General features: G+C 73.0%; 16 protein-coding genes. 7 read left to right on the forward strand and 9 right to left on the reverse strand.

Annotated elements, in window-relative coordinates; translation table 11 throughout:
• Positions 1–5: 5 nt before the first annotated feature.
• On the forward strand, positions 6–1,205 hold the full coding sequence (locus tag M4D82_RS19110) for an acyl-CoA dehydrogenase family protein (RefSeq protein ID WP_249767202.1): 1,200 nt from the start codon (positions 6–8) through the stop codon (positions 1,203–1,205).
• Positions 1,202–2,269 carry a Zn-dependent alcohol dehydrogenase gene (locus M4D82_RS19115; protein WP_249767203.1) on the forward strand — a complete coding sequence of 356 codons (1,068 nt, stop codon included), beginning with the start codon at positions 1,202–1,204 and terminating at the stop codon, positions 2,267–2,269. Before M4D82_RS19110 ends, M4D82_RS19115 begins: the two co-directional genes overlap by 4 nt.
• A 57-nt stretch (positions 2,270–2,326) precedes the next feature.
• On the opposite strand, the gene M4D82_RS19120 is transcribed toward M4D82_RS19115, so the two are convergent.
• Positions 2,327–2,962: a flavin reductase family protein gene (locus M4D82_RS19120; RefSeq protein ID WP_502988957.1), complete on the reverse strand. Its 636-nt coding sequence runs from the start codon at positions 2,960–2,962 to the stop codon at positions 2,327–2,329.
• A gap of 189 nt (positions 2,963–3,151) precedes the next feature.
• Here M4D82_RS19120 and M4D82_RS19125 point away from each other — a divergent pair, with 189 nt between their 5' ends.
• Entirely contained in the window at positions 3,152–3,937 is a 786-nt protein-coding gene (locus tag M4D82_RS19125) for a VOC family protein (RefSeq protein WP_249767204.1), read from the forward strand.
• Between the two features lie 34 nt (positions 3,938–3,971).
• Here M4D82_RS19125 and M4D82_RS19130 read toward each other — a convergent pair whose 3' ends face one another.
• The 3 genes from M4D82_RS19130 to M4D82_RS19140 all read right to left on the reverse strand — a co-directional run bounded on the left by M4D82_RS19130 (position 3,972) and on the right by M4D82_RS19140 (position 8,599).
• A complete protein-coding gene (locus M4D82_RS19130) occupies positions 3,972–4,772 on the reverse strand; it encodes an enoyl-CoA hydratase/isomerase family protein (protein ID WP_249767205.1) in 801 nt (266 codons plus the stop codon).
• Between the two features lie 85 nt (positions 4,773–4,857).
• Positions 4,858–7,092 carry an acetate--CoA ligase family protein gene (locus M4D82_RS19135; RefSeq protein WP_249767206.1) on the reverse strand — a complete coding sequence of 745 codons (2,235 nt, stop codon included), beginning with the start codon at positions 7,090–7,092 and terminating at the stop codon, positions 4,858–4,860.
• 268 nt (positions 7,093–7,360) lie between these two features.
• Complete coding sequence (locus tag M4D82_RS19140; protein WP_249767207.1) at positions 7,361–8,599, reverse strand: flavin-containing monooxygenase; 1,239 nt, start codon at positions 8,597–8,599, stop codon at positions 7,361–7,363.
• Between the two features lie 156 nt (positions 8,600–8,755).
• Here M4D82_RS19140 and M4D82_RS19145 point away from each other — a divergent pair, with 156 nt between their 5' ends.
• The 3 genes from M4D82_RS19145 (at position 8,756) to M4D82_RS19155 (ending at position 10,496) form a co-directional block, all read left to right on the forward strand.
• Positions 8,756–9,523 carry a maleate cis-trans isomerase family protein gene (locus tag M4D82_RS19145; RefSeq protein ID WP_249767208.1) on the forward strand — a complete coding sequence of 256 codons (768 nt, stop codon included), beginning with the start codon at positions 8,756–8,758 and terminating at the stop codon, positions 9,521–9,523.
• A gap of 107 nt (positions 9,524–9,630) precedes the next feature.
• Positions 9,631–10,083, forward strand: coding sequence for a DoxX family membrane protein (locus tag M4D82_RS19150; RefSeq protein WP_249767209.1), 453 nt, complete (start codon positions 9,631–9,633; stop codon positions 10,081–10,083).
• The gene (locus tag M4D82_RS19155; RefSeq protein WP_249767210.1) at positions 10,038–10,496 is read left to right on the forward strand and encodes a Zn-ribbon domain-containing OB-fold protein; all 459 of its coding nucleotides are present in this window, start codon (positions 10,038–10,040) and stop codon (positions 10,494–10,496) included. The genes M4D82_RS19150 and M4D82_RS19155 overlap by 46 nt, the downstream gene beginning before the upstream one ends.
• Before the next feature lie 21 nt (positions 10,497–10,517).
• On the opposite strand, the gene M4D82_RS19160 is transcribed toward M4D82_RS19155, so the two are convergent.
• The 4 genes from M4D82_RS19160 to M4D82_RS19175 form a co-directional block, all read right to left on the reverse strand.
• Positions 10,518–11,180, reverse strand: coding sequence for a pyridoxine/pyridoxamine 5'-phosphate oxidase (locus tag M4D82_RS19160; protein ID WP_249767211.1), 663 nt, complete (start codon positions 11,178–11,180; stop codon positions 10,518–10,520).
• Positions 11,181–11,663: 483 nt separating this feature from the next.
• Entirely contained in the window at positions 11,664–11,918 is a 255-nt protein-coding gene (locus M4D82_RS19165) for a hypothetical protein (RefSeq protein ID WP_249767212.1), read from the reverse strand.
• Positions 11,911–12,069, reverse strand: coding sequence for a hypothetical protein (locus M4D82_RS19170; RefSeq protein WP_249767213.1), 159 nt, complete (start codon positions 12,067–12,069; stop codon positions 11,911–11,913). Before M4D82_RS19170 ends, M4D82_RS19165 begins: the two co-directional genes overlap by 8 nt.
• A 91-nt stretch (positions 12,070–12,160) precedes the next feature.
• The gene (locus M4D82_RS19175) at positions 12,161–13,405 is read right to left on the reverse strand and encodes a helix-turn-helix domain-containing protein (RefSeq protein WP_249767214.1); all 1,245 of its coding nucleotides are present in this window, start codon (positions 13,403–13,405) and stop codon (positions 12,161–12,163) included.
• Between the two features lie 94 nt (positions 13,406–13,499).
• Here M4D82_RS19175 and M4D82_RS19180 point away from each other — a divergent pair, with 94 nt between their 5' ends.
• Positions 13,500–13,850: an NUDIX hydrolase gene (locus tag M4D82_RS19180; protein WP_283844491.1), complete on the forward strand. Its 351-nt coding sequence runs from the start codon at positions 13,500–13,502 to the stop codon at positions 13,848–13,850.
• A gap of 56 nt (positions 13,851–13,906) precedes the next feature.
• Here M4D82_RS19180 and M4D82_RS19185 read toward each other — a convergent pair whose 3' ends face one another.
• A complete protein-coding gene (locus M4D82_RS19185; RefSeq protein WP_502988958.1) occupies positions 13,907–15,115 on the reverse strand; it encodes a thiolase C-terminal domain-containing protein in 1,209 nt (402 codons plus the stop codon).
• Positions 15,116–15,122 lie beyond the last annotated feature (7 nt).

Here is a 15,122-nt window from a genome sequence, read left to right on the forward strand (position 1 = left end):
AACCGGTGGACTTCAGCTTCGGTACCGAAGCCGAGGAGCTGCGCCCCCGCGCCCGCGCGTGGCTCGCGCAGCACCTCACAGGCCCCTACGAACGCGCCGTCGGCCTCGGCGGGCCCGGCGGCGAGCACCAGGAGGTCGCCACCCGCCGTGCCTGGGAACGGGAACTCGGCCGCGGCGGTTGGATCGGCCAGGGCTGGGACGTACCCGCCGGAACGTACGGGCAGCAGCGGCTCTCCCTGACCGGGCAGGTCGTCTGGGCCGAGGAGTACGCGGCGCTGCGCGCCCCCGGCCGGGTCGGCCACATCGGCGAGAACCTCCTCGCGCCGACGCTGATCGCCTACGGCACCCCGGAGCAGCAGGCCCGCCACCTCCCCGGCATCGCGCGCGGCGAGGAGCTGTGGTGCCAGGGCTACAGCGAGCCCGACGCCGGATCCGACCTGGCCGGCGTCCGCACCGCCGCCGTACGGGACCCGTCCGACGGCCTGCCGCGCGTCACCGGGCAGAAGATCTGGACCTCGCTGGCCCGGGACGCCGACTGGTGCTTCGTCCTGGCCCGCACCGAAGCCGGCTCCCGCCGTCACCGGGGCCTGTCCTTCCTCCTCGTGCCGATGGACCAGCCCGGCCGGATCGAGGTCCGGCCGATCCGCCAGATGTCCGGCACGGCCGAGTTCAACGAGGTGTTCTTCGACGGCGCCGTCGCCACCGACGTCGTCGGCGGGGAAGGCAACGGCTGGAGCGTCGCCATGGGCCTGCTCGCCCTCGAACGGGGCGTGTCCACCCTCGTCCAGCAGATCGGCTTCGCCGCCGAACTGGAACGGGTGATCACCGTCTACGCGACCTCCGCCGCCCCCGATCCGGCCCTGCGCGACGACCTCGTACGGCAGTGGGCCGAGCTGCGCACCATGCGGTGGAACGCCCTGCGCACGCTCGGCTCCACCGGCGACGCGGCCGCGCCGAGCGTGGCCAAGCTGCTGTGGGGCCGCTGGCACCGGCGGCTGGGGGAGCTGGCCGTGGCCGTCCGGGGCGCGACGGCTGCGGCCGGGCCGGGCGCGTGGTCGCCGGACACCCCGTACGAGCTGGGGCTCGACGAGGCGCAGCGGCTGTTCCTGTTCACCCGCGCCGACACCATCTACGGCGGCTCGGACGAGATCCAGCGGAACATCATCGCCGAGCGGGTGCTCGGCCTGCCGAAGGAGTCCGGATGAGGGGCGTCGTGTTCGACGGCAAGCAGGCCCAGGTGGTCGCGGACCTGGAGATACGGGACCCCGGGCCGGGGGAGGTGCTCGTCGCGATCGGCGCGGCCGGGCTGTGTCACAGCGACCTGTCGGTGATGGACGGGACGATCCCGTTCCCGCCGCCGGTGGTGCTCGGGCACGAGGGCGCGGGGGTCGTGGAGGCGATCGGCGCCGGGGTCACGCACGTGGCGCCGGGGGATCACGTGGCCCTGTCGACCCTCGCGAACTGCGGGGCCTGCGCGGACTGCGACCGGGGGCGGCCGACGATGTGCCGCAAGGCGATCGGGATGCCGGGCCGGCCGTTCTCGCGGGGCGGGCAGCCCCTGTTCCAGTTCGCCTCCAACTCCGCGTTCGCGGAGCGGACCCTCGTCAAGGCCGTGCAGGCGGTGAAGATCGCCGAGGACATCCCGCTGACCTCGGCCGCGCTCATCGGCTGCGGAGTGCTGACGGGGGTGGGGGCGGTCCTGAACAGGGCCAGGGTGGACCGGGGCGAGACGGTGGTGGTCATCGGCACCGGCGGCATCGGGCTGAACGTCCTCCAGGGCGCGCGGATCGCGGGGGCGTCCACCATCGTGGCGGTGGACGCGAACCCGGCGAAGGAGGCGGTGGCCCGGCAGTTCGGCGCGACCCACTTCGTGGACGCGTCGGCGGTGGCCGACACCTCGGCGGCCGTGCGCGAGATCCTGCCGACGGGCGCGGACCACGCGTTCGAGTGCGTGGGCAACGTCAAGCTGATCCGGCAGGCCATCGACCTCCTGGACCGGCACGGGCAGGCGATCCTGCTGGGCGTGCCGGGGTTCAAGGAGGAGGCGTCCTTCCTCGTGTCGTCCATGTACCTCGACAAGACGATCATGGGTTGCCGGTACGGGTCCTCGCGCCCCCAGCGCGACATCGCGCTCTACGCCGAGCTGTACCGGCAGGGGAAGCTGCTGCTCGACGAACTCGTCACGGAGGTCTACCCGGTGGAGGACTTCGCGAAGGCCGTGGACGACGCCCACCACGGCCGCGTGGCCCGGGGAGTGCTCACCTTCTGACGCGCGCGCGGGTTCGGTCGGCCGCCAGTCGGCCGTCGGTCGGCCGTCAGGCGGCCGTCAGTCGGTCGTCAGGCGGCCGAAGCGCCCCTTGAAGAACAGCAGCGGTTCCCCCTCGTCCCGCGCGCCCATCGCCTCGACGCGACCGACCACGATCAGGTGGTCGCCGCCGGTGTGGACGGCGTGGACGCGGCAGTCGATCCAGGCCGGCACGTCGTCGAGCTGCGGCGACCCGGTGGCGGGGGCGGGCCGGTGGCCGACGCCGGCGAACTTGTCGGCCCCACTGACCGCGAACGCGCGGCACAGCTCGCCCTGAGCGGCGCCGAGGATGTTCACGCAGAACACCCCGGCGCGGGCGATGCGCGGCCAGGTGGTCGACGTCCGGGCCACCATGAACGTGACGAGCGGCGGGTCGAGGGAGAGCGAGGCGAAGGACTGGCAGGCGAAGCCGGCCGGCCCGTTCTCGCCCTCACCGGGCGGGGCGGTGACGATCGTGACGCCGCTCGCGAAGTTGCCCAGGACCGCCCGGAATTCGGCGGGGCTCACCGGCGCCCGCTCGTCCTCCCGTACGGCCCGCAACTCGGGCCGCGGATGGGCGTCGATCACCGCCGTATCGGGCTCCGCCCCCGCGGACGTGGGGGAGCCGACCGACCTGAGGTATCGGACGACGGTGGCCGCCATCCCTGCGTGTCCCATCACACCGTCGATTGAAGCTGACGGATCGTCAGATGTGAAGGGGTGGGGGACGGGGCGGGGACGGGGGCTCCGTACGGGTGAAACGGGCGGGGCCGGAGGGGCGTAGGCGAGCGGTGGGAGCGGGGGATGGGCATCGTGGCGGGCGGATTTCGGATCACCGCCGTCCGTCGCAGACCGTAGGAGACGCTCATGCTCGGCACCTCGTTCCGTACCGGATCGCCCAACTGGCTGGACCTCGGCACCCCCGACACCGGAGCGGCGGCCGACTTCTACACCCGGGTGTTCGGATGGCACTTCGTCTCCGCCGGGCCCGACGCCGGCGGGTACGGGTTCTTCCAGCTCGGCGGGAAGACCGTCGCCGCGCTCGGGCCGCTGGACGACGAGGGGGCGACGTCCGCCTGGACCGTGTACTTCCAGAGCCCCGACATCCAGGCCACCGCCCAGGCCGTGACGGCCGGCGGCGGGCGGGTGCGGGCGGAACCCATGGACGTGATGGGCGAGGGGTGGCTCGCCCAGTTCACCGACCCGCAGGGCGCGGAGTTCGCGTGCTGGCAGCCCGGGAAGACCGGCGGGCTCCAGGCCACCTCCGAGGACAACACCCTCGTCTGGGTCGAGCTCCACGTCCCGGACCCGGAGGTGGCCATCGCCTTCTACGCCAAGCTGTTCGGGTGGCGCTCGCAGGACATGCGGGCCCCCGGGATGACGTACCGCGTGATCGGCACCGCCGACGGGGACCTGGAGGACGCCTCCTTCGGCGGCGTCGCCCCGCTGCGCGAGGGCGCCGGCGGCGCGGACGTGCGCTGGGTGCCGTACTTCAAGGTGCCGGACGTCGACGCCACCGTCTCGGCGGTACGGGACGCCGGCGGGTCGGTGTTGATGCCGGCCGCGGACGTTCCCGAAGTCGGCCGGATCGGCTGGGTCGCCGATCCGGCCGGGGCGGTGTTCGCGCTGCTCAAGCCGGCGCCGGGGATGTAGGCCGTGTCTTGCGGGACGGCGCCGGCCCACGCGGTCAGCGCCCGAGGTACTTCGGGGTGCGCCGTTCCACGAAGGAGGCCACGCCCTCGTTCGCGTCGACGGTGCCCATGTTGAGTTCCTGGGCGGCGGCCTCGGCGGCCAGGGCGGCCGTGCGGTCCCCGTCCAGGGAGGCGTTGACCAGTTGCTTCGTCAGGGCGAGGGCGCGGGTGGGGCCCTGGGCGAGCCGCTCGGCCCAGGCGCGGGCGGTCGTCTCCAGCTCCTCGGCCGGGACCACCCGGTTGACCAGGCCCAGGCGGGCCGCCTCGGCGGCCGGCACGGCGTCCCCGAAGAACATCAGCTCCTTCGCCTTCTGCGGGCCCACCAGCCTCGGCAGCAGGTACGCGCCCCCACCGTCCGGGACCAGGCCGCGCCGGACGAACACCTCGATGAACCTCGCCTCCCGCGCCGCCACGACCAGGTCGCAGGCGAGGGCCAGGTGGGCGCCGATGCCGGCGGCCGTTCCGTTGACGGCGGCGATCACCGGCTTCTCGCAGTCCAGGACGGCCGTGATCAGCCGCTGGGCGCCGAGCCGGATCATCCGGGCGACGTCGCCGACGACCCGCTCGCCCGTCGCGGGCGCCCCGCGCAGGTCGGCCCCGGCGCAGAAGCCCTTGCCGGTCGCGGTGAGGACGACGGCGCGTACGTCCGGGTCGGCGGAGGCCTCGCCGAGCAGGGTGATCACCCGCTCGCGCTGCTCTGGGGTGACGGCGTTCATCGCGGCCGGGCGGTTGAGCGTGATCCACGAGACGCCGGCCTCGACGCGGTGCAGGATCTCGTCCGTGGGGTCCTGGGACATGGCGGTGCTGCTCCTGTTCGTGGGCTTGCGCGAGGCGGCGGGGCGGGGCGGGGCGGGGCGGCGCCGGGTGCTTCAGCGGCACACTTCAGCGGCACACGGCCAGGGCGTCCAGGGCCACCGCCCCCTGGCCGCGCGGCAGCACCATCAGCGGGTTGACGTCCAGTTCGGAGAGGACGTCGCCCAGTTCGAGCGCCATCCGCTGCACCCGCAGGATCACCTCGACCAGCGCGTCCACGTCCGCCGGCGGCGCCCCCCGGACGCCCTCCAGCAGCGGGTGGCCGCGCAGTTCGGTCAGCATGTGGCGGGCCTGGTCCTCCCCGAACGGCGGCACGCGCACGGCCGCGTCGCGCAGCACCTCGACCAGCACCCCGCCCAGCCCCACCGTGACCGTCGGCCCGAAGAGGTCGTCGCGGGTGACGCCGACCACCATCTCGACGCCCCGCTCGACCATCTGGCAGACGAGGATGCCGTCCAGCGGGACGTTCTCGTAGCGGGCGATGTCGGTCAGTTCCCGGTACGCGTCGCGGATCTGGCTCGCGGAGGTCAGCCCGACCTTGACGAGGCCCAGCTCGGTCTTGTGCGCCAGCTGCGGCCCCGAGGCCTTCATGACGACCGGGTACCCCACGAGCCCGGCCGCCCGCACGGCCGCCGCCGCGCTGGTCACGAGCTGCTCGCGGGGGACCCGTATCCCGTAGGCCCGCAGGAGCTGCTTCGCGGCGTGCTCGCTGAGCTGCTGGCCGGGCCGCATCAGGGCCTGCGCCTTGCGGTACGAGGGGGACGGGGTGCGGGGGGCCTCGTCGAAGGGGGAGCGGTAGGAGGCGGTGAAGCGGTGGTGGCCGAGGTAGGCGCGGACGGCGGTGATGCAGTTGCCGAAGGTGCGGAACGTCGCCACGCGCGAGGAGCCGAGCAGGGTGGTGCGGTAGGCCTCCTCGGTGCCGACGGGGGAGCCCCAGATCACGCAGATCAGCTTGTCGGTGGCCTCGGCGGCGTCGACCAGGTCTTGGGCGAGCCTGTCGCTCATCGGCGGGAAAGGGCCGGTGATCGGGCAGATCAGGACGCCGACGGACGGGTCCGCGAGGATCGCGTCGATGATCTTGCGTCCGCGCCAGTCGCCGACGGGGTGGCCGCCGTTGTCGACGGGGTTGGCGACGTTCAGGTAGGACGGGATCCACTGGTGCAGCTCGTCCTGCTTGGCCTGCGAGAGGGTCGGCAGGCTCAGGCCGGCCTCGGTGGCCAGGTCGGAGAAGTGGGCGCCGGTGCCGCCGGAGATGGAGTAGACGACGACGCCGTCGGCCCGGGGCGGGCGGGCGCGGGCGAGGAGGGCGGCGGTGTCCTGGAGTTCGTCCAGGCCGTCCACGCGGATCACCCCGAACTGGCGCATGGCCGCGTCCACGACCGTGTCGGCCCCGGTCAGCTTGCCGGTGTGGGAGGCGGCCGTACGGGCGCCCGTCTCGGTACGGCCGACCTTGACGGCGACGACGGGGACCCCGTTGCGGGCGGCCCGGTCGGCGGCCAGCAGGAAGGCGCGGCCGTCCTTGAGGCCCTCCACGTAGCAGGCGATGGCGCCGACCTCGGGTTGCTCGGCGAAGTAGGAGATGAAGTCGGAGGTCTCCAGGTCGGCCTCGTTGCCGGTGGGCGCCCAGTGGGAGAGGCGGATGCCGAGCTCCTGGAGGGTGTAGACGGGGCGTCCCTGGTGGCCGGATTGGGTGATGAGCGCGATGGCCGGACCGTCGAGGTCCTCGCGGAACTCCTGGAAGGCGTTGAGGTTGGTGTTCGGGCCGAGCAGGCGCAGCCCGGAGCGGCGTACGGCGGCGGCGAGGCGGGCCTGGGCGGCGGCGCCGGTGTCCCCGGTCTCGGCGAAGCCGGAGGCGAAGGCGACGGCGAACTTGACCTTGGTGTCGGCGAGTTCCTCGATCACGGGGAGCGGATCGGCGACGAGGAGGACGGCGAGGTCGACCTGTTCGGGGAGGTCGGCGACGGAGGCGTGGCAGGGTAGCCCGAAGACGGCGGGCCGGGTGGGGTGCACGGGGTGGACGCGGGCCCCGACGCGTTCGGCCCAGGCGATCAGCTGCCGCGTGATCCCGGTGTTCGGCCGGCCCTCGGCGTCGGAGGCGCCGATGACGGCCACGGACTCGGGCCGGAAGAACCGGTCCAGGTCGGGCACATCGGAGTGCAGGGGCCGTCCGCTGACGTCGAGGGCGGCGGGGTCCTCGCCGGACAGGGCGGCCGTGGAGTGGACGGCCGTCCTGGGGGTCTCCCCGCAGGCCTCGACTCGTGCGCGGAGGTCGGTGGTCAGGGTGCCGTGAGTTGATCCAAGCATCGCTTCGCCCGCTCCTGCTCGATGAACCTCGATGGAATCCAAATCCATAGCTGACGCTTAGTCAGATTACTGAACTGACGCGCCGTCAGGAACAGGGATGCGCAGGAAAGGTGGTGGAGGTGATGTGCGGATGTGTCGGGACCTCGCGGGGGCGGTGGGGTGCGCGCGGGCGGGGGGATGCGCTTGGGCTCGGGCGGCGGCACGTGCGCGCGTGCCCCCGCTTGCACGGTGGCACGCGCGTTCGGGTGCGGTCCAGACCCGATTCGGCCTACGCGCGCCGGGTGCGCTCCGTGCGCCCGGTGCGCCCGGTGCGTCCGGTGCGCCCGGTGCGTCCCGCGCGTTCGGCGCGGGCCAGCGCCCTGGCGATCTTCACCGCGTCCCGGGCCAGCTCCCGCAGCATCCCGCTGATCGGGTTCGCGTAGCCCGTGAAGTACAGCCCCGGTGCCGTCGGCGCGGTCCGCGCGCCGTGGACCTCCGGGCGTCCGCGCGCGTCCAGCACCCCCAGGTGCCCCACCAGCCCCTCCAGCCCGCGCCGGTACCCCGTCGCGGCGATCACCACGTCCGGGGAGATCCGCGTACCGTCGGCCAACACCACCTCGTCGCCGTCGAAGGCGGCCACGGCCGCGACCGGCTCCACCCGCCCCGCGCGCACGGCGTCGATCAGGCCGACGTCCTGCACCGGGATCGCCCCCTCCCGCACCCTGCTGTACAGGCCGGTCGTCGGGCGCGGCAGCCCGTACGCCGCCAGGTCCGGGACGGAGACCTTCGCCACCAGCGCCCCCACCCGGTCCACGAGCCGCACCGGCAGGCGCCGGACGAGGATCCCCGTACGCTGCGCCGGCCAGCCGGCCGTGGAGCGGCGTACGAGGTGCGGCACGGTGCGCACGGCCAGCCGGACCCGCGCCGCCCCGCCCTCGACCAGGTCCACGGCTATCTCCGCGCCGGTGTTGCCGACGCCGACGACGAGCACGTCCCGCCCGGCGTACGGACCGGGCTCGCGGTACGCGGACGCGTGCAGCAGCTCCCCGGCGTACGTGTCACGGCCCGGCCAGTCGGGCAGCGCGGCGGTGTGGTTGTAGCCCGTCGCCACGACGACGGCCCGCGCGGCGAGCACGCGCCCGCCGGTGGCGTGGAGGGTCCAGCCGGGGGCGTCCGGGGCGTCGTCCCCGGCCCGCTCGATCCGGGTCACCTCCACGCCGGTGATCAGCTCCAGCTCGTGGAACTCGGCGTACTTCTCCAGGTACCGCACCACGTCCGCCCGCCCGACCCACCGCCCGAAGCGGCGCGGGATCGCCAGTCCGGGCAGGGCCGACAGTCGCCGGGTCGTGTGCAGGCGCAGCCGGTGATAGTGGCCGCGCCAGGACGCCCCGACGGAACCGGACTTCTCGACCACCACGGCCCGTACCCCGCGCGCACGCAGCGCGGCGGCGACCGCGAGGCCGCCGGGGCCGGCTCCGATCACGTACACGGGGCGGGGCTGGGTGGCGGTCAGGTCGGGGGTGGGCATGAGGTGTGAGCGTATCGACACTCAGCGTTGATGGGTCTCGGACAAGGAGTGAATCGATTGCGGATCGATCACGGCGCGGCCCCGCCGGTGCGGGTCCTCGCGCTGCCACAGTGGAGGGGCCTCAGGTGTGACCGGCCCCTCGGAGAGGAACGCGAGATGTGGCAGCCCGACGGGTGGGACGTACGCGTCCGCCTCGGCATCCTCACCCCCCACGCCGACGTGGGCCCCGAGTCGGAGCTGCGCGCCATCGCCCCCGCCGAGGTGGGCCTGCACGTCGCGCGGGTGCCGTTCGGGGCGATGCGTACCGGCGGGGCGATGGACCCGACCATCCCGCTCGCCCCCGTACGGGCCTTCGCCGAGCCGCCCCACGTGGACGACGCCACCGCGCTGCTCGCGGCGGCCCCGGTCGCGGCGATCGCGTACGCCTTCACCAGCTCCGCCTACGTGATCGGCGCGCGCGGGGAGGCGTACATGCTGGAGCGGCTGCGGGAACGGGCCCACGGGCTGCCCGTCGTCGCCCCCTGCACCGCCGCCGTCGAGGCGCTGCGGCTGCTGGGCGCCGGCCGGATCGCCCTGGTGGACCCGCCGTGGTTCGGCCCCAACCTGAGCGAGCTCGGCCGCGGCTACTACGAGGAGGCCGGGTTCGAGGTCCCGTACGCCGCCCCGTGCGGGCTGGCCAGTGGGCAGGTCCTGATCCGGCCCGAGGCCCTCCACGCCTGGGTGGCCACCGAGGTGCCGGATTCCGCCGACGCGGTCGTCATCGGGGGCAACGGCTTCCGGGCGGTCGGGGTCATCGAGGCCCTCGAAGCCACCCTCGGGCGCCCGGTCCTCACCGCGAACCAGGTGCTCCTGTGGGGCGCCCTGCGGGCGGCGGGCGCTCCGACGGACGGGGTGCGGGGGTACGGGGGGTTGTTCGGGGTGTAGGGGGTGTCTTTCGGATCAGGCCGTCGCTCCGACCCCTTGCGGGATGCGCCGCCATCCGCTGAACTGACGTCTCGTCAGATTTGACGTTTCGTGTTCTAGGGGTGGCGATGCAGACCATCTGGCTCAGCGGCGCCGAATGGCTCGCCGTGCTGCGCATAGGCCTGGGCCTGTGGTGGCTGGAGAGCTGGCGGCACAAGGACAAGAAGGGCTGGTTCGAACGCGGCACCGGCATGGCCTGGGCCGCCGACGTCGCCGGCAAGCACCGGTGGCCCTTCGTGAAGACCGGCTTCGCGAAGGTCGTCGAGCCACGGCCGCGGCTGATGGCGTACGTCGTCGTCTACGCCGAACTGGCGCTGGGGCTCGGTCTCGTCCTCGGCTTCCTCACCCCGATCGCCCTGATCGGCGGCCTCCTGCTGAACCTGCTCTATCTGGTGCTGATGATCCACGACTGGGCCGAGCAGGGGCAGAACGCGATGATGGCGCTGATCTCGCTCGTCGCACTGGGGGCCATGGGATGGCAGACCTGGTCCGTGGACGCGTCGATGGGACTGTTCCTGTGACTGCCGATGCCCTGCGTTTCGACCTCCCCGAGGTGGACGAGTTCACCCGTCCCTACTGGGACGCCGCCGGCGAGGGACGGCTCCTGCTGCGGCGCTGCGTCGACTGTGGACGCGCCCACCACTACCCGCGCGAGTTCTGCCCGCACTGTTGGGCGGGCGAGGACCGGGTGACCTGGGAACCCGCCTCCGGCCGCGCGACCCTCTACACCTGGTCCGTGATCCACCGCAACGACCTGCCGCCCTTCGGCACGCGCGTGCCGTACGTGGCCGCCGTGGTGGACCTGGCGGAAGGTCCCCGGATGATGACCGAGGTCATCGATTGCGCGCACGAGGCGCTGCGCATCGGCATGCCGCTGGAGGTCACCTTCCGGGAGGCGGCGCAGGCGCTGTGGATCCCGGTGTTCAGGCCCTGAGGCGTTCCTCCAAGACACGGCCTAAGGCCAGAGCAGCTCGCGCACCCAGGCGGTGGAACCCGTACGGCGGTAGCGCAGGCGGACGTGACGGCGGGCGGCGTCGCCCTGGAAGAACTCCGCCTCGGTCGGGCTGAGGACGTACCGCGTCCAGGTGGGCACGGGTGCGTCCGGCTCGGCACCGGCCCGCTCCCATGCCGCTGCCGAAGCCCGCGCCAACTCCTCTGTCCCGTCGAGTACTTCGCTCTGCCGCCCGGTGAGCGCCGCCGCCAACGCCCCGCGCGAACGCACCGCCAGATCCGCCCGGCTCTCCTCGGGCCCGCACGCGCTCACCCGACCCCGCAGGCGGACCTGCCGGCCGAGGGCGGGCCAGTAGAAGCCGAGCGCGGCGTCCGGGTGCTCGGCCAGCTGACGCCCCTTGGCGCTGGTGGCGTGCGTGGCGAAGTGCCAGCCGCGCGGGTCGGCGTCGTGCAGCATCAGGACGCGCACGTCGGGCCGTCCGGCGGCGTCCACGGTGGCCAGGCTCATGGTGTGCGGCTCCACCTCCCCCGCCCGCGCGGCCTCCACGAACCACTGCCGGAACAACGGCAGGGGCTCGTCGGGCGCGGCCGCGGTGTCGAAGCCGGGAAGCTCGGTGTCCCAGACGCGGAGGGAGTGCAGGGTGCGGTGGAAGTCGTCGCTGCTCATGCGCTCAGGCTAGGCCGAGCGGTGTGCCGGCGGGGCGGGCTCAGGGAGGGTATGGGGCTTTCCCGTCAGTCTCATCGTCCTTCCGCGTCGGGCCGCCCTGTCAAGGGCGCTCCCTCCGGTCGCGTCGCTACGCGATGGCCTTCGGCCACCCTTGACAGCCCGTCCCGCCCCGAAACGACAAAGACTGCCGGGAAACCCCCAAAAGAACGGCACGGGGCGAACAGTCCCCATCGGCCCGGTCAGCGATGATCGAGGGGTCGGGCCCGAAACCCACCACCCATCCGGGCCCGCTCACAGTCCCTTCCGGGACCGGGCGGCCGGCCTATCTCCCCACCAGAACGACGAAATCGTCCTGGCGCGCACCCAAGCGCACCAGATCGCTACGCGCTTCTCATATCTCAGCGTCCGCCGGCCGTCTTGGGCCCCTCCCCTCCCCAAAAGACGATCAGAGTGGCCGGGGGAGCGGTCAGCCGCATCGGATCGCTACGCGCTTCTCATATCTCGGCGTCCGGCGGCCGACTTGGGCTGGTCGTAGGCGGGTTCGACGTTGGCGGCGGCGGTGGTGAATTCGCGGCCGTTGGCGGCGCGGATGTAGGCGAGGTGCATCCAGCGCTCGACGCCGGTGTCGGAGACGTTCTCGTTGATCACGGCCATCAGTTCGCCCTCGGCTCCCGAGGCGATGTCGCGGACGCGATGGTGGAGGAGCCGGTGGGGGAGGTACTCGTAGCACTCACTCATCGGACGGCCCCTCGAAGGTTTCGAGAAAGCGTTCCCAGCCGGCGTGGGCGCGGTCGAGAAGGTTGGTGCTGGGCTCGCCTATGGTCGCCACCCTCGCCAGGGGGTTGTGCAAGGTCTCGCTGCCATGCGCGTCTCGGGCGTAACTGTGCATGATGCGGGCGCTCCCTACCCTCGCCAGCGGGTGGTGTGACGACGGTAGGGGCGGGTCGGGGCGGGCAGGGGTACAGTCCGTGCCCCTTTGTTCAGGCGGTGAGGAGGCCCAGGCGGGCGGCCAGAGCGGAGGCTCGGCGGCGGCGGGCAGGCGACTTGGACTCCGCCTCCTCCAGGATGATCCTGCGGGCGTAGCCGTTGTACTGGACCGTTTCCGGCGCTGTTTCGTGCGCCTGCGCGAGCGTCGCAAGGGCGACGTCGGGTTGTGCGTCCAGGTGGTAGGCGCGGGCCTGTTCGATCCGATGCCGGGCTCTGCGCGGTCGCGAGGGGATGGCCTCGGCCTCGGCGCGGGCGGCCTGTCGTGCGGATTCACCGCCCGCGTGGACTTCCACGGCCACGGTGACCGCGTGAGCTCCTATAACCGCCCGGGAGAAGCTCGTGATCGGGTGGAAGTAGGAGTGCGGGAGCGTCTCTGCCAGCAGGCGGGCCTGGTCCCAGTACCGCCACGCCGTACCGGTCTCCCCACGGCGGGCGGCAGTGAGTCCCGCCTCGACGGTGAGCGCGCCGGCGACCGCCCGCACGTCCGTGCCCGCGTTCGGGAGGAGGGGCGTCAGGTAGCGGAGTGTCTCCAGGTTGACGGCGTCGGCGGCATCGTATTGAGCGCTGTCCCGGTAGGCCTGCGTCGTGAGCCAAGCGGCGAGACCGATGGCGTGCGGGTCCTCGGAGTCCTGGGCGGCCATCATGCCGCGTTCGGCCACGCGCCAGACGAGTGGGGCGTCGGGCTGGTAGGCGCAGAAGAACTGGGCGAGGAAGTAGGCCTCGGCAAGGCGGGCCTGCGCGGCCTTGCGGTCGGCGACCGTCTGCGCCTGGAGTACGGCGGCCTGTGCGTCCCGGATCAGGTCGGGCAGGAGCGCCCCCACGACATCGCGATGGTTCGGGGACGAGTGACGGGAGGACCATGCCCGGGAAAGCCGCGCGGTGAGGTGCGCGGCCGGGGGTGCCTCGCGGTCGTTGCCGAGGCGCAGGGCGTTGAGGGCCTCACGGACTGCGGCGAACCGTGGGTGTCCGGGGCCGGCGAACAGGTTGACCTGCATGGACTGGTCGCCGGTGAGGTCCGACAGGTCACGGACACGGAGGACTTCGGCGATCCGGAGGACGACCGGCAGGTGTGGCGTCCGCAGGCGGCCCGTCTCGACCGCCTTGACCCACGAGCCCGATCGGGCGAGGAGCCCGCCCAGTTGGTCGCGGGTGAGGCCCCGGCGGGTGCGGAGGATCTGCATTCTCTGACCGAACACCAACGGATCCGAGTACGGGTCCGGGGTAGCGTCGTTGGACATACGGCCTTGCCCCTTCCTTGCAGCTCGACACCGACAGGGTAGGGGCCGGGGCCGGTTTCATGTGATCCAGATCGCACATACTGATCCCCATTCCGTGTCGGTTGCCGGGGCGGTGGTGCGGGAGGACGGTCGGGTGTTGGCGATCCGTCGGGCGGACAACGGGACGTGGGAGCCGCCGGGCGGCGTGTTGGAGCTTGCGGAGACCCCGGAGGCAGGGGTGCGCCGGGAGGTGCTGGAGGAGACCGGGATCCACGTCGACGTGGACAACCTCACCGGCGTCTACAAGAACGTCGCACGGGGAATCGTGGCCCGCGTGTTTCGCTGCGAGCCTTCCGGGGGCACGGAGCACGTCTCCGACGAGTCCACGGCAGTCCATTGGCTCACCCCCGAAGAGGTGTCCGAGCGGATGTCCGAGGTCTACGCGATCCGCCTGCTGGGACGATGAGACTGACGGGAAAGCCCCAAGGCATCTCTGAGGCCGCCCCGTCGGCGCATCGCCCCCTACCCCCGCCCCAGGAGCACCGTTCCCGAGGAGCAGAACCAGCCTCCCGTGCCCGAGGCCAGGGCCACCTCCGGCAGGTGGCCGGCGCGCTTCGTGACCTGGGTGGGGCCCGCTTCGCCGCGTAGTTGGCGTACCGCTTCGACCAGGAGGAACAGGCCGCGCATGCCCGGGTGGCAGGCCGACAGGCCGCCGCCGTCCGTGTTGACGGGCAACTCCCCCTCCCGTAGCAGCCGGCCCTTCTCGACGAAGGCTCCGCCTTCGCCCTTGGCGCAGAAGCCGAGGTCCTCCAGCGTCACCAGGGTCATGTACGTGAAGGCGTCGTAGATCTCCGCCAGGTCCACGTCCGCCGGGGTCAGGCCCGCGCGGGCGAAGGCCAGCCGGCCCGAGACCGCCGCCGGGGAGACGGTGAAGTCCTCCCACTCCGACATGGTCGTGTGCGAGACGGACGTACCCGTACCCAGGATCCACACCGGCGTCTTCGCCGTGTCCGGTACGTACTCCTCCGCCGCCAGCAGCACCGCGCAGCCGCCGTCCGAGCGGATGCAGCAGTGCAGCTTGGTGAAGGGGTCCGCGATCATCTCGGACGAGAGGACGTCGTCCACCGTGAGCGGGGCGCGGAACATCGCGTCCGGGTTGGCCGCCGCGTTCGCGCGGGCCTGGACGGCCACCGAGGCGAGTTGTTCGAGGGTGGTCCCGTACTCGTGCATGTGTCGGCGCGCGGCCATGGCGTACTTCGAGATCAGCGTGTGCCCGTACGGGACCTCGAACTGGAGCGGTCCCCGCGCCCCGAACGAGAGGTTCGAGGTGCGCCGGCGGGCCTTGATGTCGGCGCGCGCCGTCGAGCCGTACACCAGCAGGACGGCGTTGGCGTGGCCGGCGGCGATGGCGTCGGCCGCGTGGGCCGCCATGACCTCCCAGGTCGAGCCGCCGACCGAGGTGGAGTCGACCCAGGTGGGGCGCAGGCCCAGGTACTCGGCCACCTCCACCGGGGCGAGGGTGCCGAGGCCGGCCGAGGCGAAGCCGTCGATGACGGAGCGGTCCAGACCGCAGTCCGCGAGCGCGCGGCGGGCGGCCTGGGCGTGGAGGGCGTAAGGGGTCGGGCCGTCGACCCGGCCGCAGTCGGAGAGGGCGACGCCGACCACCGCGACCCTGCGGCCGGGGCGGGATGCGGGTCCGGACGTCGTGGGTCCGGGCATGGGCAGAACCATGGGCAGC

Origin of the sequence: Streptomyces sp. RerS4 (assembly GCF_023515955.1) — a bacterium.
Classification (GTDB): domain Bacteria; phylum Actinomycetota; class Actinomycetes; order Streptomycetales; family Streptomycetaceae; genus Streptomyces.